We start from the raw sequence: 17035 nt of genomic DNA, 5'->3' as shown, positions 1-17035 counted from the left end.
ATGTCATTCAGCGGTGAAATAATGTTTAGAAAAGGGTTATCAGCAATAATGTTGATCTGCGCATTATTTTCGGGTCAGTTGATGGCGGGACACAAAGGGCACACCTTTTTATGGGTGAAGAATGTCGACCATCAGCTTCGTCATGAAGCCGACAGTGACGAACTACGCAGCGTGGCAGAGGATTCCGCAGAGGGCTTGCGCGAACACCATCACTGGCAGAAATCACGCAAACCCGATACTCACTTTCGTTAATTAACTGCCTTTACGTTTTGGCAGGGTTTTCATCAGATCTTCAGGGCTGACAGAGGCGACAATGCTGCCCGGCTGCGGCATTTTGAAGATGTGGTTTTTCATCTTACCAATGACGTGCATCTCACAAGGACGGCAGTCAAATTTCAGGGTCAACACCTCGTCCCCGTTCACCAGCTGCATAGGGGTCGCTTTCCAGCTTTTGATATTTCCCTTCGCCTGTTTCGGGCACAGGTTAAACGCAAAGCGCAGACAGTGTTTGGTGATCATCACCGGTACATCGCCCTTCTCTTCATGCGCTTCATACGCCGCGTCAATCAGCTGCACGCCATAGCGATGATAAAACTCGCGGGCTTTATGGTTGTAGACGTTTGCGAGGAAGGATAAGTGCGAATCAGGATAGACTGGCGCAGGCACAGAAACAGCTTTACGGCTGCCGCGTGGATAGTTAACCAGACGCGCGTCATCAAGCATTTCTGCCGTTTCACGACGGAACTGATTCAGCAGACTATTTGGCACAAACAGTGCTGCCGGCAGGTTAACGTCGATATTACGCGCGTAGTAAAGGGTTTGCCCCAGCTTCGCCACCCCATCCTTCAGGTTGTTCAGCGCTTTTTCCGCGTTGTTGGCGACTTCAAACTGGCCGTCAAGGGTATGGGTCACGCTGACGCCATCTTCACTGGTCATGGTCAGGATCAGCTGCTCTTCCCAGCCACCCAGTTCAATATCTACCGCAATGCGACGCTCGCTGGAGGTCTTCAGTAACGCCTGCTGCCAGTTGTGGTCCAGGTTGCGGTTAAGCGCTGCGTCAGGACGCGCTTTATACAGATCGGCTGGCATCTCATTCGGCCATACGCGATAACGGTTCTCAGCGGTTTTTTCGACAGTGTTGGCACGGAAACCAACCACTTCACGCTTGATCATCACGTTCAGACCATCACCGTTCGCCAGCGGCTCCGTCACTTCCACGTCCAGATGATCTTTCGCCACTTTCAGCACCTTGCCTACCGGCAGACCGATAAACTTCGGCGAATCGAACGCACCGATGTCATCTTTACGGGCATTCACGAAGTAATCGGTGCTGCCGCGGTGGAAGGTTTTATCTGTCGACGGGATAAAGAAGTGCTCGGTACGTCCGGCAGACGCACGCGCCAGGTCACCGCGATCTTCAATAATGGCATCCAGCATCTGACGGTAGTGCGCGGTGATGTTTTTCACGTAGCTCATGTCTTTGTAACGCCCTTCGATTTTGAAGGAGCGCACGCCAGCGTCGATCAGCGCACCGAGGTTGGCGGTCTGATCGTTATCTTTCATGGAAAGCAGGTGTTTTTCAAAGGCCACCACGCGGCCCTGATCGTCTTTCAGGGTATAGGGCAGACGGCACGCCTGAGAGCAATCGCCACGGTTAGCGCTACGCCCGGTCTGGGCATGGGAGATATTACACTGCCCGGAATAGGCAACGCACAGTGCACCGTGGATAAAGAACTCAATGGTAGCGTCTGTGGCCTGGTGGATATCGCGGATCTGGTTCAGGTTTAGCTCACGCGCCAGCACTATCTGGGAGAAACCGACGTCGGAGAGGAATTTGGCCTTTTCTACCGTGCGGATGTCGCACTGGGTACTGGCGTGTAGCTCAATCGGCGGAATATCCAGCTCCAGCACGCCCATGTCCTGGACGATCAGTGCATCAACGCCGGTCTGGTACAGGTCAGTTATCAGACGCTGCGCAGGCTCCAGCTCATCATCATGAAGAATGGTGTTCAGGGTCACGAACACTTTCGCCCCGTAGCGATGGGCGAACGGTACCAGCTCGGCAATATCGCTCAGGCTGTTGCTGGCGTTATGGCGGGCACCGAAGCCAGGGCCGCCAATGTAGACGGCATCGGCACCGTGAAGGATCGCTTCACGGGCAATGGCGGCATCGCGGGCCGGGCTTAAAAGTTCAAGATGATGGGATTGCAGGCGCATACTTCGTCGTTATCCGTTATGGTCAAAATGGCGGCTATTGTAGTCAGAAGTATGCGTCAGCGAAACAGTTTTGCGTACCTTCAGCGGGGATAATGAATCAGTGAATGAAAGTGCACCGTCAGGGCGCTGCTGTTACGGTACGCGTGGGGTTTATCGCCCGCAAAACGCACGCCAGAATCAGCCTGAATGGTGCGCCACTCTCCGTCGATGTGCATATCAAGCTCACCGCTTATCACCACCACATGCTCAATGACGCCCGCTTCGTGCGGCGTGGATTCACTTATCGCGCCGGGTGCAAGGGTTATCGAGAAATGATCGTATTTCAGCGCCTCGTCCCAGGGGAATAACGGTTTAACCACCATCGCCTGCTGCTGCGGGTCGAACACCGCTTCCGGGCTGGCCTGCGGGGTGATGAAAACGGAAAACGGCACGTTCAGTCCGGTTGCTATTTTCCAGAGCGTCGAAACCGTAGGGCTGGATTCGTTGCGCTCAATTTGTCCGAGCATCGCTTTTGACACGCCCGTCTCTTCTGCAAGCTTTGACAGACTCCACCCGCGTGTCTGGCGCAGGGTCTTCAGTGTGGATGCAAGATGCTGAGTAATGTCCATAAATCCTCCCGTTGGCGAAAAGTGTACCACTTGTACGCTATAGCGCACAGTGTTACATTGCTTCGGACGCTATAACGCACAGTGGAGTTTTTATGCGCAGTTCAACGCCTCTCTTTCCTGCCATTCTGGCCGGATTTGTTGCCGTGCTGGTGGGCTACGCCAGCTCAGCGGCAATTATCTGGCAGGCTGCCGCCGCCGCAGGGGCAAACGCCCAGCAGATTGCTGGCTGGATGACCGCGCTTGGCCTTGGGATGGGGGTCAGTACGCTTGCGCTCTCCTGGTGGTATAAAGCACCGGTGCTTACCGCCTGGTCCACGCCGGGTGCCGCTCTGCTGGCCACCAGCCTGCATGGCGTAACCCTGGCAGAAACGATCGGTATTTTTATTTTTGCCAACGCACTCATCCTGTTGTGCGGGCTAACCGGGCTGTTTGCCCGCCTGATGAAGCTAATCCCGCACTCCCTGGCGGCAGCCATGCTGGCCGGGGTACTGCTGCGTTTTGGGCTTCAGGCATTCAGCCATCTCGACGGTCATTTTCTGCTGTGCGGCAGTATGCTGGCGGCGTGGTTAATAGCCAAAGCGTTTGCGCCGCGCTATGCCATTGTGGCCACCCTGTTGGTCGGCGGTATCGTTGCCTGGGCTGGTGGTGACGTTGTCACGGACAAAATTACGCTTTCGGTTGTTATGCCGCAATTTATTGCCCCTGCATTTACCTTTACTAGCCTGGTCAGCATCGGCTTGCCGTTTTTCCTGGTGACCATGGCCTCGCAGAACGCCCCCGGCTTTGCCACCATGAAAGCTTCCGGCTATCCGCTGTCGGTGTCACCGCTCATCATCATCACCGGCGGGATTGCATTACTGTTTTCACCGTTTGGGGTCTATTCCATCTGTATCGCGGCGATCACCGCCGCCATTTGCCAGAGCCCTGATGCACACCCTGATGCCAGTAAACGCTGGATTGCCGCCGCAGCTGCGGGCATTTTTTATCTTCTGGCGGGCGTGTTCGGCGGCTCCATTACCGGGCTAATGGCCGCCCTGCCGCTGAGCTGGATCCAGACACTGGCAGGGCTGGCACTACTTGGCACTATTAGCGGCAGTTTGTATCAGGCATTGAATAACGAAGCGGAGCGTGACGCGGCGATTGTCACTTTCCTGATGACCGCCAGCGGGGTAACGATTCTGGGAATTGGTTCAGCGTTCTGGGGGCTGGTTGTCGGTGGGCTTTGCTACAGCGTTTTTCTACGCGCTCGCCGCACGTAACTGAGATGGCGTCACGCCCATTACGCTGCGAAAGCGGTTGCTGAAATGGCTGGCAGAGTTAAAGCCGCAGGCAAGCGCGATATCGGTCAGCGGCTGGCTGGTTTGTGTGACCAGCTCTCTGGCTTTTTCCATCCGGCGCTGCATCACGTACTGATGCGGCGCTTGCTGCATTGACTGGCGGAACATGCGGGCAAAGTGGTACTCGCTGAGCGCGGCCTGGGCGGCAAGCTCAGCCAGCGTCAGCGGTTGCGCGAGGTTTTCTTCAATAAATGCCAGTACGTTTCGCAGTACAAATGGCGACAATCCCCCCGTCACTACCGGCAGTTTCCACTGCACGTTGGCGTAGTTTTGCAGCAGATGCGTCAGCAACATCGTTGATGCCGTGCTCAGCGTGAGTTGATTCGCTTTTTGCTGCCAGTCGCAGCCGAGCAAAAACTGGCGATACAGCGCAGTAATTTTCGGGTCGCTGCCAAAGATTTTTTCATCAAGCGTGAGGGATACCGGTCGCTTATCCCAGATCTTCTCGCCGATATCGCGCAAATGCTCATCGGTACAGTAAAGATGGACAAACGACAGGTCGTCGCGGATATCCCAGGTGGATTCACTCTCTTTCGGCATCAGGCAAAAACGGTCAGGGCCGCCGCCATTTTTCCAGCCACCGGGTGTTTTTTGATAACTCTCGTAGCCGTCAGCCACGTACAGGCTGAGGGTATGGTGATCGCTCTTAACGGTTATGGTGTCGTGCTTGTTGTACCACGCCGCCAGCTGAATACCGGAGTTAAGCGCAACGGTCTCCCGGAGCACCGCGTTCTGCTGGCGTAGCGTTTCAAAGGTTTCGTAAGCGTGGGACATAACCATCAACACGTCATTAATCAGAGTATCAGTCTAAGAATTGTTGCCCCCTGTTGCCAGTGCCCTGACGATAAAAAAGCGCAAGAATTTGCAAGTCCGCCGCAACCAGGTGAAAGCGTGCCGGGCAGACAACCGTCAGACTGAGGGTTTTCGCGGTTTGAGAAGAGAGAGAACATGAACGCACTGTTATACGGGCTGGTGGTGGTCATCTGGGGAACCACCTGGATTGCGATTTTTCTGCAACAAGGGCCTGTCGCGGCCCCCGTGTCCATTTTTTGGCGCTTTGCCGTTGCCTGCGCCATTATGATGATTGTCTTAGTTGCCCTGCGTCGTCTGCGCAAACTGTCATTGCGGGACCATCTTTTTTGCATCATTCAGGGCTGCTGCGTGTTCTGCTTCAACTTCTGGTGCTTCTACACCGCGGCGGCGCACATTAACACCGGGCTGGAGTCTGTGATTTTCAGCATGGCGGTGCTCTATAACGCCATCAACAGCTTTATCTTCTTCGGCCAGCGACCACCAGCCCGCTTCTGGACGGCAGCGGCACTGGGTTTAATCGGTATTATCACCCTCTTCTGGGACGACCTGCTGGCAAGCGGCTGGAGCGCCTCACTGCTGACGGGAATTGGCCTTTCCGCGCTGGGCACTTACGGGTTCTCTCTGGGGAATATGATCAGTATCCGCCACCAGCGAAACGGTCTGGAAACCATGACCACCAACGCCTGGGCGATGCTCTACGGGACGCTGGTAATGGGCTGTATTGCCCTGATCCGGGGAGACAGCTTTGCACCTGAGTGGACGGTGAGCTATATCGGTGCGCTGCTTTATCTGGCGCTGTTTGGTTCGGTGATTGCCTTTGGCGCTTACTTCACCCTGGTGGGCCGTATTGGCGCGGGAAAAGCGGCTTACAGCACGCTTCTGTTCCCACTGGTTGCGTTGTCTATCTCAACCGTTTACGAAGGTTACGTGTGGCATATTAACGGGATTATTGGTCTGTTGCTGATTCTGGGGGGAAATATGGTGATGTTTACAAAGCCGGAAACCTGGTTCAGACGTCTGCGTACGGCATAAAAAAAACGGCCTGCGTAATGCAGGCCGTCTTCAGAATTATTTCATTGTCTTTTTCACATCAAACATGGTGGCATCGGTTGCCATGTCATCCACAACCTGTTTCAGGGTTGCGAAGCCCATCGGCGTATTTTCGTTTGTCAGCTCTTTACCTTCGCCTTTACGAACCACTTTCATAACTGGTTTGCCGGTTTTCGCATCGATCAGCTCACCTTCAAAGTACAGATGGGTGTCCATGGTACGGTGGCCAGACGCCATTTGCGTACCTGCAACCACCAGCGCCACTGGCACCACTTCATAGAACTGTAAACCTTCCTGTTTAGAGGTGACACCCGTAATGGCACCACGGAAGATCAGGCTACGTGGCCCTGCCGTAGCGACGATCGGTTTACGCTGACCAATCGCGGTTTTCATTTTGTTGTTGGTGTAGCTCAGCAGTTCATCCAGCGTTTTTTGACCAATTTGGGTCGTAGGTTTTGGCACCGGATAATAGGTAATCGGATTCCAGACAATATTGTCATAATTCGCTTCATTGTAAGACGGGTCAACCCAACGCAAAGTTGGTTTACCCGTCGCAGATGTCGTTTCCTTCAAGCCAGAATAGTCTTTTAAAAAGCCTGAGTATTGTTCAGGAGCAGCGACTTTTGAGGAGCAACCCGCCAACGCCAACAGACCAGTAAGCACTGCAACCCTAAAGAAAGTTTGAGTACGCATGATGATATTCCATGTTATCTGCAAGTATGCATTTGAAGTTATAGCAAAAGATTGGCAAGTATGTGGTGGGAAAAAATGTTGTTGAGAGCACAAATTGAAAAAAACTGCCCGAAAGGCTTCGGGCAGTGAAAAATTACTGGTTAATATCCACTTGCCAGAAGAGATGCTTACCAAACGGGTCGATTTCGTAGCCTGTCACTTCTTTGCGTACCGGCTCGAAAATAGTGGAATGCGCAATCATTACCGCTGGCATTTGATCGTGCATCATTTGCTGAGCTTCTTTGTATAACGCCACACGTTTATCGTGATCGGTTATCGATTTAGCTTCAGCAATAATTTTATCAAACGGCTTATAACACCATTTCGCGGAGTTCGATCCGCCGTTGGCGGACGTACAGGTAAACAGCGGGCCAAAGAAGTTATCAGGATCGCCCGTCGCCGTAGTCCAGCCCATCAACGCCGCCTGATGTTCACCGCCTTTCACTCGCTTGAGGTATTCGCCCCACTCGTAGGTGACGATTTTGGTCTGCACGCCAATCTTCGCCCAGTCCGCCTGAATCATCTCAGCCATGCGCTTAGCGTTCGGGTTATACGGGCGCTGTACCGGCATCGCCCACAAATCAATGCTGATACCGTTGGCAAATCCCGCCTCTTTGAGCAGGGCTTTGGCTTTTTCAGGAGAATAGTCGTAATCCTTGAGTTCGCTGTCCGCACTCCAGACGCCCGGCGGCAACAGATTTTTCGCCGCAGTGCCGGTACCGTGGAACACGGCATCGATAATCGCCGGTTTGTTGATGGCCATCGCCAGTGCCTGACGCACTTTCACGTTATCAAGCGGCGGTTTTTGGGTATTAAACGCCAGAAATCCGGTGTTCAGCCCTGCCTTGCTCATCAGGTTGATGTCTTTGTTGGCCTTCATGCGCGGCAGCTCAGCCGGGTTCGGGAACGGCATCACCTGGCACTCGTTTTTCTCAATTTTGGCAAAACGCACCGAGGCATCCGGCGTAATGCTAAACACCAGGCGATCAAGCTTTGATTTACCCTGCCAGTATTCCGGGAATGCGGTAAACAGAATGCGTGAATCTTTCTGATACTGCGCCAGCCGGAACGGCCCGGTGCCTATCGGATCCATATCGACCTTCTCTGGCGTTCCAGCTTTGAGCATCGCATCGGCATATTCAGCCGACAGGATCGAGGCAAAATACCAGGCCAAATCGGCCACAAACGGGGCTTCCGGGTGCGCCAGGGTAAAGCGCACCGTATGGTCATCCACCCGGTCAATGGCGGTGATAAGGCTGCCAAACTCCAGGCTTTCGAAGTTGGAATAACTGCCGTTAGAGACATTGTGATAAGGGTGATTAACGTCTTTCTGGCGCATGAACGAGAAAATCACATCATCCGCGTTAAAGTCACGCGTTGGCGTAAAGGACTTGTTGCTCTGGAACTTAACACCTTTGCGCAGATGGAAGGTATAGACCTTGCCGTCTTCACTCACATCCCAGCTTTCTGCCAGGCTCGGCACCAGCTTGGTTGTGCCGGGTGTAAAGTCCACCAGGCGGTTATAGACCGATACAGCACTGGCATCTACGCTTGTGCCAGACGTATACAACTGAGGATTGAAGTTCTCCGGCGATCCTTCGGAGCAATACACCAGCGTTTTCGCACTGACGGCGGAACTGGCCGTCAGCGCGGCAAGCGCCAGCGTTAACATGGTGAGTTTGCTTTTCATCTTTTTTCCTGTCTTTTTAATTCGACGGCTAATTAATTCTTTTGCCATTTCATAAATAACATTAAAGTGACATTGCAAACACCTGATAATACAAAATAAGAAGGAATCACTATGGCTTCAGAACTCTCCAGACAATTAACCCATCGTTTTTTCCGCTATCTCGCCATCACCAGCCAAAGCGATCCTAAAGTCAAAACACTCCCCTCCACACCCGGGCAGCACGACATGGCGCGTGAACTGGCGAAAGAGCTGGCACAGCTGGGTTTAGAGGATATCGTCATCGATGAGTTCGCGACCGTTACCGCAGTTAAAAAAGGCAATGTGGCAGGCGCGCCGCGTATTGGTTTTATTACGCATATCGATACCGTCGATGTGGGATTATCACCGGATATTCGTCCACAAATATTAACGTTTACCGGAGAAGACCTCTGTCTGAATAAAGAGAAAGACATCTGGTTACGTGTAAAAGATCACCCGGAAATTCTGTCGTATCCCAATGAAGAGATTATTTTCAGCGATGGAACCAGCGTATTAGGCGCAGATAATAAATCTGCGGTAACCGTGGTGATGACGGTGCTGGAAAATCTGAAAGCCGAACATCAGCATGGCGATATCGTGGTGGCGTTTGTACCGGATGAAGAGATCGGTCTGAATGGCGCCAAAGCGCTGGATCTTAAGCGCTTCGACGTCGACTTTGCCTGGACCATCGACTGCTGCGAAATTGGAGAAATTGTTTACGAGAACTTCAACGCCGCGGCGGCCGAAATCCGCTTTACCGGCGTCACCGCGCACCCGATGTCCGCCAAAGGCGTGCTGGTGAATCCGTTATTGATGGCGACAGACTTCATCAGCCATTTCGACCGTCAGCAAACGCCGGAGTGCACCGAAGGCCGCGAAGGTTATATCTGGTTTAACGGTATTCAGGCCGGGCAAAATGACGCAGTGCTGAAAGCGAACATTCGTGATTTTGATAAAGACAACTTTGCCGCGCGTAAGCAGCAGATTGCCGATGTGGTGGCACTGATTGCCGCACAGCACCCTGCCGCAAAAGTGGAATACCGCATTGAGGACACTTACAGCAATATCAGCAATGCGATTGGCGAAGACCGCCGCGCCATTGACCTGATGTTTGCCGCGATGGAGTCACTCGGGATCACGCCAAAACCGACGCCAATGCGCGGGGGCACAGACGGTGCGGCGCTCTCCGCAAAAGGGCTGCTCACCCCGAACTTCTTCACTGGCGCCCATAACTTCCATTCGAAGTTTGAGTTTTTACCGTTGTCGTCGTTCGAGGCGTCTTACAAGACAGCCCTGCAAATCTGTCTGCTGGCCGCCCGTTAAGCGGGATTACGCGCCAGCATGGTGGCAAAACGCAACTGGATGCGATTACCGTTGGCATCGGTGCGGTGCAGTTCACCCACCTCTTCGTTGTATTTGAGCAATTCCCAGCCTTCATAGTGATTGCTCAGCTCACCGCTTTTGAACGCGAACGGGAAGCCAACGGTGCACGGATAATCTGCGGTATCCATCGCGGCAACGATCAGGTTAAAGCCGCCCGGTTTAGTGCAGCGCTGCATATTGGCGATAAGGCCAGGGATGGTTTTCGCTTCCAGAAACATCAACACCACGGTTGAGAGAATAAAATCATACTCGCCGTCAAAGCTCAGGCTGTTGAGGTCTTTGATCGCTGCCTGCAAATTGACGATCCCTTCTACCGCTTTGATGCGTTCGATATTGTCGATGCTCATTGGGTTCTTATCCCACGCCGTCACATCGTAGCCGTTGGCAGCCAGATAAAGGCTGTTACGGCCATTTCCGCAGCCCAAATCCAGGGTTTTACCCGGTTTGACAATATCTGCGCTGTACAGCACCTCTGAGTGCGTGCGGGTCAGACCATATTTATCAGTGAAGTAGTTCTCATCAACAGTCATTGTTTTTCCTCAGGAAGCATAAGCAGTGCCTTATCAGTGCGTACCAGAAGTTTGCCCTGCATCAGCAAGATAAACGTACGAACCAGCAGCATCGCAATGATAATGTTAGTAAAAATAAACAACGGGACGGCAATCGCGTGGAAGAAGCCCGACGGACTGCTCTGCCCCAGATGCAATCCGGTGGTCGCCAGCGCCGAAACGCCGAACGAGAAACTCCAGAAAGAGGCATTAAACGGCTGTGACAGATACCATGGCATCAGACGCAGCATAAACAGCAGCTGCAACAGCCCGTAACCAAACAGCATTTTGGCGAAGGTATCGGCCTGCCCACCGTTCACGCTGAACCAGGCGCTACAGGCCACCAGCGCCGGGGCCAGTTGAATGCCAAGCGAAGTACGCAGAGCTGAGGGTAACTCCCCGGCACTGCGCAGGCGTTGCAGGATAACCGGCTCCAGGCTGAGCCATGAAAAAACGCCCGCCCCCAGGAACACCAAACCGGCATCGGTAAATCCCAGCGCGCCACAGGCCATGGCGCTGATAAAATTGTTGGCGACCGTCGGCAGGTAGAGCCCTGGTGTGGTGGCCTCTTCAGGGTGATTACCCCGCCATAAACCGGCACTCTGCCAGGCAGAGTAGCTCAGCTGCATCACCACACCTATGCCGAAAAGCACCAGCGAAATGGGTCGAAACCAGGGAACAAATCCAATTGATACCAGCATAGTGGTCGCGGGAAACAGGCTCACAAAACTGCTCATCACCGGGTGGCGCATCTCAGTCAGTATGCTGTGCGGAAAACGAATGGCGCGGGTAATAAATGCCAGCGTCAGCAAAAACCAGATACACACCGCCAGCCCGACCAGAATATCGCCCGGCCAGCGCGTCACTGGCCAGAGAGTGCTGGCATAACGCCAGGCAAACCCCATACCAATCGTCCCCAGCACCATACCGAAGTAACCCGAGGGTAAGTTAAGGACTTGTTGAGTTCTGTTACTTTTACGCATTTATTTTAAATTATAAAATGTATTTTAAATGCCATTTTATGAGGTTTAAGCGGTGAGCGCCAGCATTTCGAAACGCCTAAACTTTGCTACGTTTAGTTAAGACGCTTATCAGGGATAATACGATGAAAAAGTATCGGCTTGGCGACGAAATCCGCCTCTGGCAATGGCAAAACGGCGAAAGCAAAACCACAACCCCACTGCGGCAGATTATCGCGACCACTGATTTTAACGATATCGTCAGCGGGACAAAAGGCGGATGGGTCGACGATGAGCGCGCGCTCGCTCAGGAGGGCCTTTGCTGGATCTACGACGAAAACAGCGTGGTCTTTGGCGGCGCCAGAGTGCTCGGCAATGCGCGGATAACCCAGCCCTGCGTGATAAGCCATAACGCCTGGATTGGCGGCGACTGCTGGGTCGATGGCGCGCAAATCAGCCACGGCCCACGAATAAGTGACAACGTCACCATTCAGCATTCTGATATTCGTGGTGAATGCCACATATTTGGCAATGCCCGTGTCCTTCATCACAGCCAGGTCATCGCAGCAAAAGGCTTAACCCCCGACAACGATCAGCTTTTACAGATTTACGGCAACGCCACCGTGAGCCAGTCCCGGGTAGTTCATCAGGCGCAAATCTACGGAGACGCCCTGGTGAATTACGCCTTCATTGAGCACCGCGCCGAGGTGTTTGAAAACGCCATTCTGGAAGGCAATGACCTGAATAACGTCTGGGTGTGCGACTGTGCAAAAGTGTACGGCAATGCCCGCCTGATTGCCGGTAAAGACGATGATGCCATCCCCACGCTGCGCTACAGCTCGCAGGTGGCGGAAAACGCCGTCATCGAAGGCAACTGCGTGATAAAACATCATGTGCTTATCGGCGGCCAGGCCTGGTTACGGGGCGGGCCGATCATGATTGACGACAAGGTGGTTATCCAGGGGCGCGTACGCATCAGCGGAGATGTGCTGATCGAGCATCGAATAGAGATAACCGATGATGCCGTGATTGAAGCCTTTGCCGGGGAAAACATCCACCTGCGCGGCGAAAAGGTGATTAACGGCAATCAGCGAATTACCCGCACGCCGCTTCTGGGCGCGCTATAGCGGGAATAGTCTGGCGTAGCTGTTCACATCGTCAAAGCGGCCATTAAGGTATTCCGCCTCTCGCAGACAACCTTCAAGCGTAAAGCCATTTCGTATTGCGACTTTATTGCTGCTGACATTGTCTACGCGGCACTTAAGCACAAAGCGACGGACTTCGCCCCGGCTGGCGTAATAGTGCATAAACGCCTGTAACGCCCGGGAAATAATCCCCTGCTTCTGGTGATGCTCGTCCAGCCAGTAACCGATGTAGCCCGTTTTGTTGGTCGGCTCAATGGCATTAAACGACAACACGCCCACCAGAATATCGTCCTGAAAAATAAGAAACATTTTGGCGTAACCGCGTGCGTGCAGCATTTGGTTACTCTGCACGTTGCGCCGGGTGTCGTCTTCAGTCCCCACGTGCTGCGCCCAGTCGAATGCAGTTTGCAGAAAGGTTCTATTTTTGATGACGAGGTTGTGCAACTCGGCTGCGTAGCGATCTTCGACGGCACGAAGCTCGATGTTGTGGGTAACGGGGATGATTTCAGAAGACATGATCACTCTCAATGGTCTGGTAGGCCGGGTAAGCGTTAACGCAACCCGGCACAATCCCACAAGGACTAACGCATAACCCGGTCGTCAACGTAATTACGTTTATCCGGTGCTGGCGGGAAGTACTGGTAGAGCCAGGTTTCACTGATAGCATCGCCCTGGCAGCGCAGGAACATCCGCATATCCACCGGCTCCGTTGAGTCGGACGTTGGATACCAGTCAAACAGGATACGATACCCATCGAACGGCTCAACGTAGAGGATCTCAATCTGCTTCGCTTCACCGTTTGAAAGTGTAATCACAGGCTCAATCCCCTTCGGCGCTGCGGCTTTCAGATCGCCACCGACAAAATCAATGGCAAAGCGACGCGCCCAGGTTTTCGGGTAGTTTTCGCCCGGTGCCCAGCCTTCAGGGAACCCACCCATACCGGTGCGGGTCGCGAAGACGTTGGCCAGCGGCGAGCGCACCGGAGGCTGTGCGCTCCAGTACAGGCGATATTTGAAGTCCAGCTCATCGCCCGCTTCCACCGGTTTTTCGGGCTGCCAGAAGCAGACCACGTTATCCAGTGTTTCACCGGTTGTCGGGATCTCCATCAGGCCAACAGCCCCCTTACCCCAGTTGTTACGCGGCTCTACCCACAGGCTTGGGCGTTTGTTATACCAGCCCATGATGTCCTGATAGTGCGAGAAATCGCGGTCAAGCTGGAGCAGACCGAACCCTTTCGGGTTTTTATCCATGTAGGCATTGAACTGCAGTTTCTGCGGGTTGTTCAGCGGGCGGCAGATCCATTCGCCATTACCACGCCACATCGCCAGACGGTCGGAGTCATGGATTTGCGGGTGAATGGTGTCGCACATGCGGCGCTCGTTATTCCCACAGCTGAACATGCTGGTCATCGGGGCGATGCCAAGCTGTTTGATGTCTTTACGTGCATAGAGGTGGTTTTCGACGTCCATGATCACCTGGCTTTTCTCACAGTGGATCACAAACTTGTAGGCACCGGTAATGCTTGGGCTGTCCAGCAGCGTATAGACGGTAAAGGTGGTGTCGCCAGGCTTCACGGTTTCAAACCAGAATGAGGTGAAATCCGGGAACTCTTCCGGCGTATCCGTAAAGGTATCAACCGCCAGACCACGGGCAGAAAGACCGTACTGGTAGGTGTCGTCAACCGCGCGGAAATAGCTCGCGCCGAGGAACGAAACGATATCGCGGCGTGCCAGCTCTGGCGCTTTGAACGCGCGGAAGCCCGCAAAACCGAGGTCGCTCTGCCCTTGCAGCTGTTTGGTATCGACGTCCGTCTCGTTATAGCTGAACAACTCAGGACGGAAGTGGATCTCACGCGCCTGAGACGTAGACGGGTCCAGCGAGAACATACGCACACGGCGGCGGAAACCCATCCCCATATGGAAGAACTGCACGTCGAGCTGACGGCCTTCAATGTTGTTCCACAGCGACTGCTTTTCGTCGTAGCGAATGGCGTTGTACGCCTGCGGGGTCATGTTCGCCAGCGTTTCCGGCAGCGGACGCGGTGCTCCACCCCACGGGGTTTTTGCCAGGTCATGTGCCATGGATTGCAGTACGGAGTAGTCAAAACGTCGGCTCTGACCGTCAGCAATGTCAGAGTCAGCAGCGAATGCCGCTTTAGAAAACAGTGAAGCAAGGCCTGATGTGCCGCTCAGGGCAGCCATTGCCAGCGAACCTTTTAAAAAACGTCTGCGATTCATGCCTGGAAAAACGTCCTTATGGTCGTGTGAATGTGTTTCGCACTCGGCGAAATGACGGCAAGAAAGAACGCACAGCCTAAACAAAAACGGTTAAGAATCCAATTGTTGCCGGGTGATTATATGAGCAAAGTGAGAAATATTTTCTGTCGACCGGAACAGCCTGAAAAAGGCGTAAAGAAAGGTAACGTCATTAAACACGCAAGGCGGCAGGTCTGAGGGGAAATGAGAGTGGCAGGAAGAAAAATGCCCCGGCTGGACATCGACAGCCGGGGCAAAACGAGGCGGTTATTTTACGCTGACATCGATACCCGGGAAGTACTTATCAGCGAGTTTAGCGATCGTGCCATCGGCACGTACTTTATCAATCGCGGCATTAAGCTGCTTCTGGGTGGCCTCATCCCCCTTGCGCAATCCAAAACCGATCCCACTGCCCAGGATAGTGTCGTCAGACACCGGTTTGCCGATAAAGCCAAACCCTTTCCCCTGAGGCTTGCTCAGGAAACCTGCCTGCCCGGCCGCGGACATGACTAACGAGGCATCGATACGGCCATTCAGCAAATCTCCCCACGCCATGTTCTGATCTTTATAAGACACCACGGTGACACCCTGCTTTTCCCAGTGCTCTTTGGCGTATGTCTCCTGGATAGAGCCCTGCAACACCCCGATGGTTTTACCTTTCAGCCCTTCAGGCGTTGCTTCTACCGCCGTGCCCGCTTTCCCCACCAGCTGTGACGGAATGCGATAAATCGGCTGCGTAAAATCAATGCTTTTGCGGCGTTGTTCGGTAATGTTCATAGCCGAGTTGATGGCATCAAATTTTTTCGCCACAAGGCCCGGGATCAACGCATCAAACGAGGTTTCAACCCAGGTACATTTCAGCGCTGCCGCTTTACAGATGGCATTGCCCAGCTCAACGTCGAACCCTTCCAGCTCGCCTGAGGCATTACGGCTTTCAAACGGTGGATACTCTGCTTCCAGCCCGTAACGCAGCTCCGTGGCGGCAAAAGAAGAGAACGTACACAGCAATCCCATGCCGACAACTAACGCGCGTAATTTCATGTAAAACTCCTTAGCGTGGTTTAACCCGACACAGGGCCTGGGCACCTGCCCGTAACGTTGCCTCATCTTTCGCAAAAGAGAGACGGATCAATTTATTATCTGTGCCATCAGCATAAAACGCCGACAGCGGAATGGTTGCAACACCGCACTCGGTAATCAACCGCTTCACCATGTCACTGTCGCTTTCATCACTAAAATGGCTGTAATCCGCCAGCAGGAAGAATGAACCGGCGCTTGGCAGCAAGCGGAACGGTGATTCTGCAAGCAGCGATTGCAGCAGGTCGCGTTTACGCTGATAAAACGCGGCCAGTGACAGCCAGGTTTGCGGATCGGTCATGTGTTCTGCAAATGCGTGCTGCATTGGGGTATCGGCAGAAAACATTAAAAATTGATGGACCTTGCAGATTTCTTCCATCAGCCCTGCCGGTGCAACACAGTAACCGACGCGCCATCCGGTGACGTGATAGGTTTTTCCGAAGGATGAAATAATGACGCTACGCTCCGCCAGCTGCGGGTGTGTGGCCATCCCGTGATGTGGCTCGCCATCAAAGACGACGTGTTCGTACACTTCGTCAGACAAAATAATGATATCGGTATTACGTGTGACTGCCGCCAGCTGTTGCAGATCGTTCGCAGAGAAGACCTGCCCGCTTGGGTTGTGCGGAGTATTGACGATGATCATCCGTGTTTTCGGGGTGATGGCGGCGCGCACTTCATCCCAGTTCACGGCAAAATCTGGCACGGTCAGTTTAATGGCAACAGGAGTTGCACCCTGTAATCGCACGATAGGCGCGTAGCTATCAAACGACGGTTCAAAGTAAATAACCTCGTCACCCGGATGCACCAGCCCACTTATCGCCGAATACAGCCCTTCGCTGGCGCTGGCCGTGACCAGTACTTCGCTACCGGGATCATATTGCGTGCCATAAAGCGTTGCGATTTTCTCGGCAATCCGCTCTTTCAGTGTCTGAAGGCCGGTCATCGCCGCATACTGGTTATGCCCGGCTTCCATGGCGCGGGTGACACCGGCGACCAGTTTAGGGTCACAGGAAAAATTCGGTGCGCCCTGAGAAAGGTTGATGGCGTTATGTTGTGCCGATAGCTGGCCAATAACGGTAAAAATCGTGGTGCCAACATCAGGCAGTTTTGACCGGGTTTGCACCGGAGTTCTCAAAGTCATCATCTTTCCTTTCTCATAAAGATTGCATAACTATTCAAACAATAAGTCGGTTGTGGCGA

The 17035-nt window shown here is 53.5% G+C and carries 16 protein-coding genes; 5 read left to right on the top strand and 11 right to left on the bottom strand.

Translation table 11 applies throughout. The features are described 5' to 3' along the window. Nucleotides 1–21 precede the first annotated feature (21 nt). Nucleotides 22–252: a DUF2554 family protein gene (locus HV107_RS23070; protein ID WP_182061070.1), complete on the top strand. Its 231-nt coding sequence runs from the start codon at nucleotides 22–24 to the stop codon at nucleotides 250–252. On the opposite strand, the gene HV107_RS23065 is transcribed toward HV107_RS23070, so the two are convergent. Further along, complete coding sequence (locus tag HV107_RS23065; protein WP_182061069.1) at nucleotides 253–2217, bottom strand: U32 family peptidase; 1965 nt, start codon at nucleotides 2215–2217, stop codon at nucleotides 253–255. Between the two features lie 80 nt (nucleotides 2218–2297). Beyond that, nucleotides 2298–2825, bottom strand: a complete 528-nt coding sequence (locus HV107_RS23060; protein WP_182061068.1) for a helix-turn-helix domain-containing protein — start codon at nucleotides 2823–2825, stop codon at nucleotides 2298–2300. Nucleotides 2826–2896: 71 nt separating this feature from the next. On the opposite strand from HV107_RS23060, the gene HV107_RS23055 reads away from it, so the two are divergent. After that, complete coding sequence (locus tag HV107_RS23055) at nucleotides 2897–4084, top strand: benzoate/H(+) symporter BenE family transporter (RefSeq protein WP_259349715.1); 1188 nt, start codon at nucleotides 2897–2899, stop codon at nucleotides 4082–4084. Here the strand turns inward: HV107_RS23055 and HV107_RS23050 are convergent. Next, the gene (locus tag HV107_RS23050) at nucleotides 4064–4936 is read right to left on the bottom strand and encodes a helix-turn-helix domain-containing protein (RefSeq protein WP_182063576.1); all 873 of its coding nucleotides are present in this window, start codon (nucleotides 4934–4936) and stop codon (nucleotides 4064–4066) included. The genes HV107_RS23055 and HV107_RS23050 overlap by 21 nt on opposite strands. 174 nt (nucleotides 4937–5110) lie before the next feature. On the opposite strand from HV107_RS23050, the gene HV107_RS23045 reads away from it, so the two are divergent. Then, nucleotides 5111–6007 carry a DMT family transporter gene (locus HV107_RS23045; RefSeq protein ID WP_182061066.1) on the top strand — a complete coding sequence of 299 codons (897 nt, stop codon included), beginning with the start codon at nucleotides 5111–5113 and terminating at the stop codon, nucleotides 6005–6007. A 36-nt stretch (nucleotides 6008–6043) separates the two neighbouring features. Here HV107_RS23045 and HV107_RS23040 read toward each other — a convergent pair whose 3' ends face one another. After that, on the bottom strand, nucleotides 6044–6718 hold the full coding sequence (locus HV107_RS23040) for a DUF3313 domain-containing protein (protein ID WP_182061065.1): 675 nt from the start codon (nucleotides 6716–6718) through the stop codon (nucleotides 6044–6046). 133 nt (nucleotides 6719–6851) lie between these two features. Beyond that, nucleotides 6852–8447, bottom strand: a complete 1596-nt coding sequence (locus HV107_RS23035; RefSeq protein ID WP_182061064.1) for an ABC transporter substrate-binding protein — start codon at nucleotides 8445–8447, stop codon at nucleotides 6852–6854. Nucleotides 8448–8558: 111 nt separating this feature from the next. On the opposite strand from HV107_RS23035, the gene pepT reads away from it, so the two are divergent. Continuing rightward, the gene (gene pepT, locus HV107_RS23030; protein WP_182061063.1) at nucleotides 8559–9788 is read left to right on the top strand and encodes a peptidase T; all 1230 of its coding nucleotides are present in this window, start codon (nucleotides 8559–8561) and stop codon (nucleotides 9786–9788) included. Here pepT and tehB read toward each other — a convergent pair. Beyond that, nucleotides 9785–10378, bottom strand: coding sequence for a tellurite resistance methyltransferase TehB (gene tehB, locus HV107_RS23025; protein WP_182061062.1), 594 nt, complete (start codon nucleotides 10376–10378; stop codon nucleotides 9785–9787). The two genes, pepT and tehB, sit on opposite strands and share 4 nt — an antisense overlap. Further along, nucleotides 10375–11379: a dicarboxylate transporter/tellurite-resistance protein TehA gene (gene tehA / locus HV107_RS23020; protein ID WP_182061061.1), complete on the bottom strand. Its 1005-nt coding sequence runs from the start codon at nucleotides 11377–11379 to the stop codon at nucleotides 10375–10377. The genes tehB and tehA overlap by 4 nt, the downstream gene beginning before the upstream one ends. 122 nt (nucleotides 11380–11501) lie before the next feature. Here tehA and ydcK point away from each other — a divergent pair, with 122 nt between their 5' ends. After that, nucleotides 11502–12482, top strand: a complete 981-nt coding sequence (ydcK, locus tag HV107_RS23015) for a YdcK family protein (protein WP_182061060.1) — start codon at nucleotides 11502–11504, stop codon at nucleotides 12480–12482. Here ydcK and rimL read toward each other — a convergent pair. The 4 genes from rimL to HV107_RS22995 form a co-directional block, all read right to left on the bottom strand. Beyond that, entirely contained in the window at nucleotides 12477–13016 is a 540-nt protein-coding gene (gene rimL, locus HV107_RS23010; protein ID WP_182061059.1) for a 50S ribosomal protein L7/L12-serine acetyltransferase, read from the bottom strand. The genes ydcK and rimL overlap by 6 nt on opposite strands. A gap of 65 nt (nucleotides 13017–13081) precedes the next feature. Beyond that, entirely contained in the window at nucleotides 13082–14737 is a 1656-nt protein-coding gene (locus HV107_RS23005) for a glucan biosynthesis protein D (protein WP_182061058.1), read from the bottom strand. A gap of 285 nt (nucleotides 14738–15022) precedes the next feature. Next, the gene (locus HV107_RS23000; protein ID WP_182061057.1) at nucleotides 15023–15796 is read right to left on the bottom strand and encodes an ABC transporter substrate-binding protein; all 774 of its coding nucleotides are present in this window, start codon (nucleotides 15794–15796) and stop codon (nucleotides 15023–15025) included. Nucleotides 15797–15806: 10 nt separating this feature from the next. Next, nucleotides 15807–16976 (bottom strand): pyridoxal phosphate-dependent aminotransferase, encoded by a 1170-nt coding sequence (locus tag HV107_RS22995; protein ID WP_182061056.1) that lies wholly within the window; start codon nucleotides 16974–16976, stop codon nucleotides 15807–15809. Nucleotides 16977–17035 lie beyond the last annotated feature (59 nt).

It is taken from the genome of Enterobacter sp. RHBSTW-00175, from assembly GCF_013927005.1.
Classification (GTDB): Bacteria; Pseudomonadota; Gammaproteobacteria; order Enterobacterales; family Enterobacteriaceae; genus Enterobacter.
The sequence above is the reverse complement of the archived record's forward strand: the minus strand, read 5'-3'. Positions and strand labels throughout refer to the sequence as shown.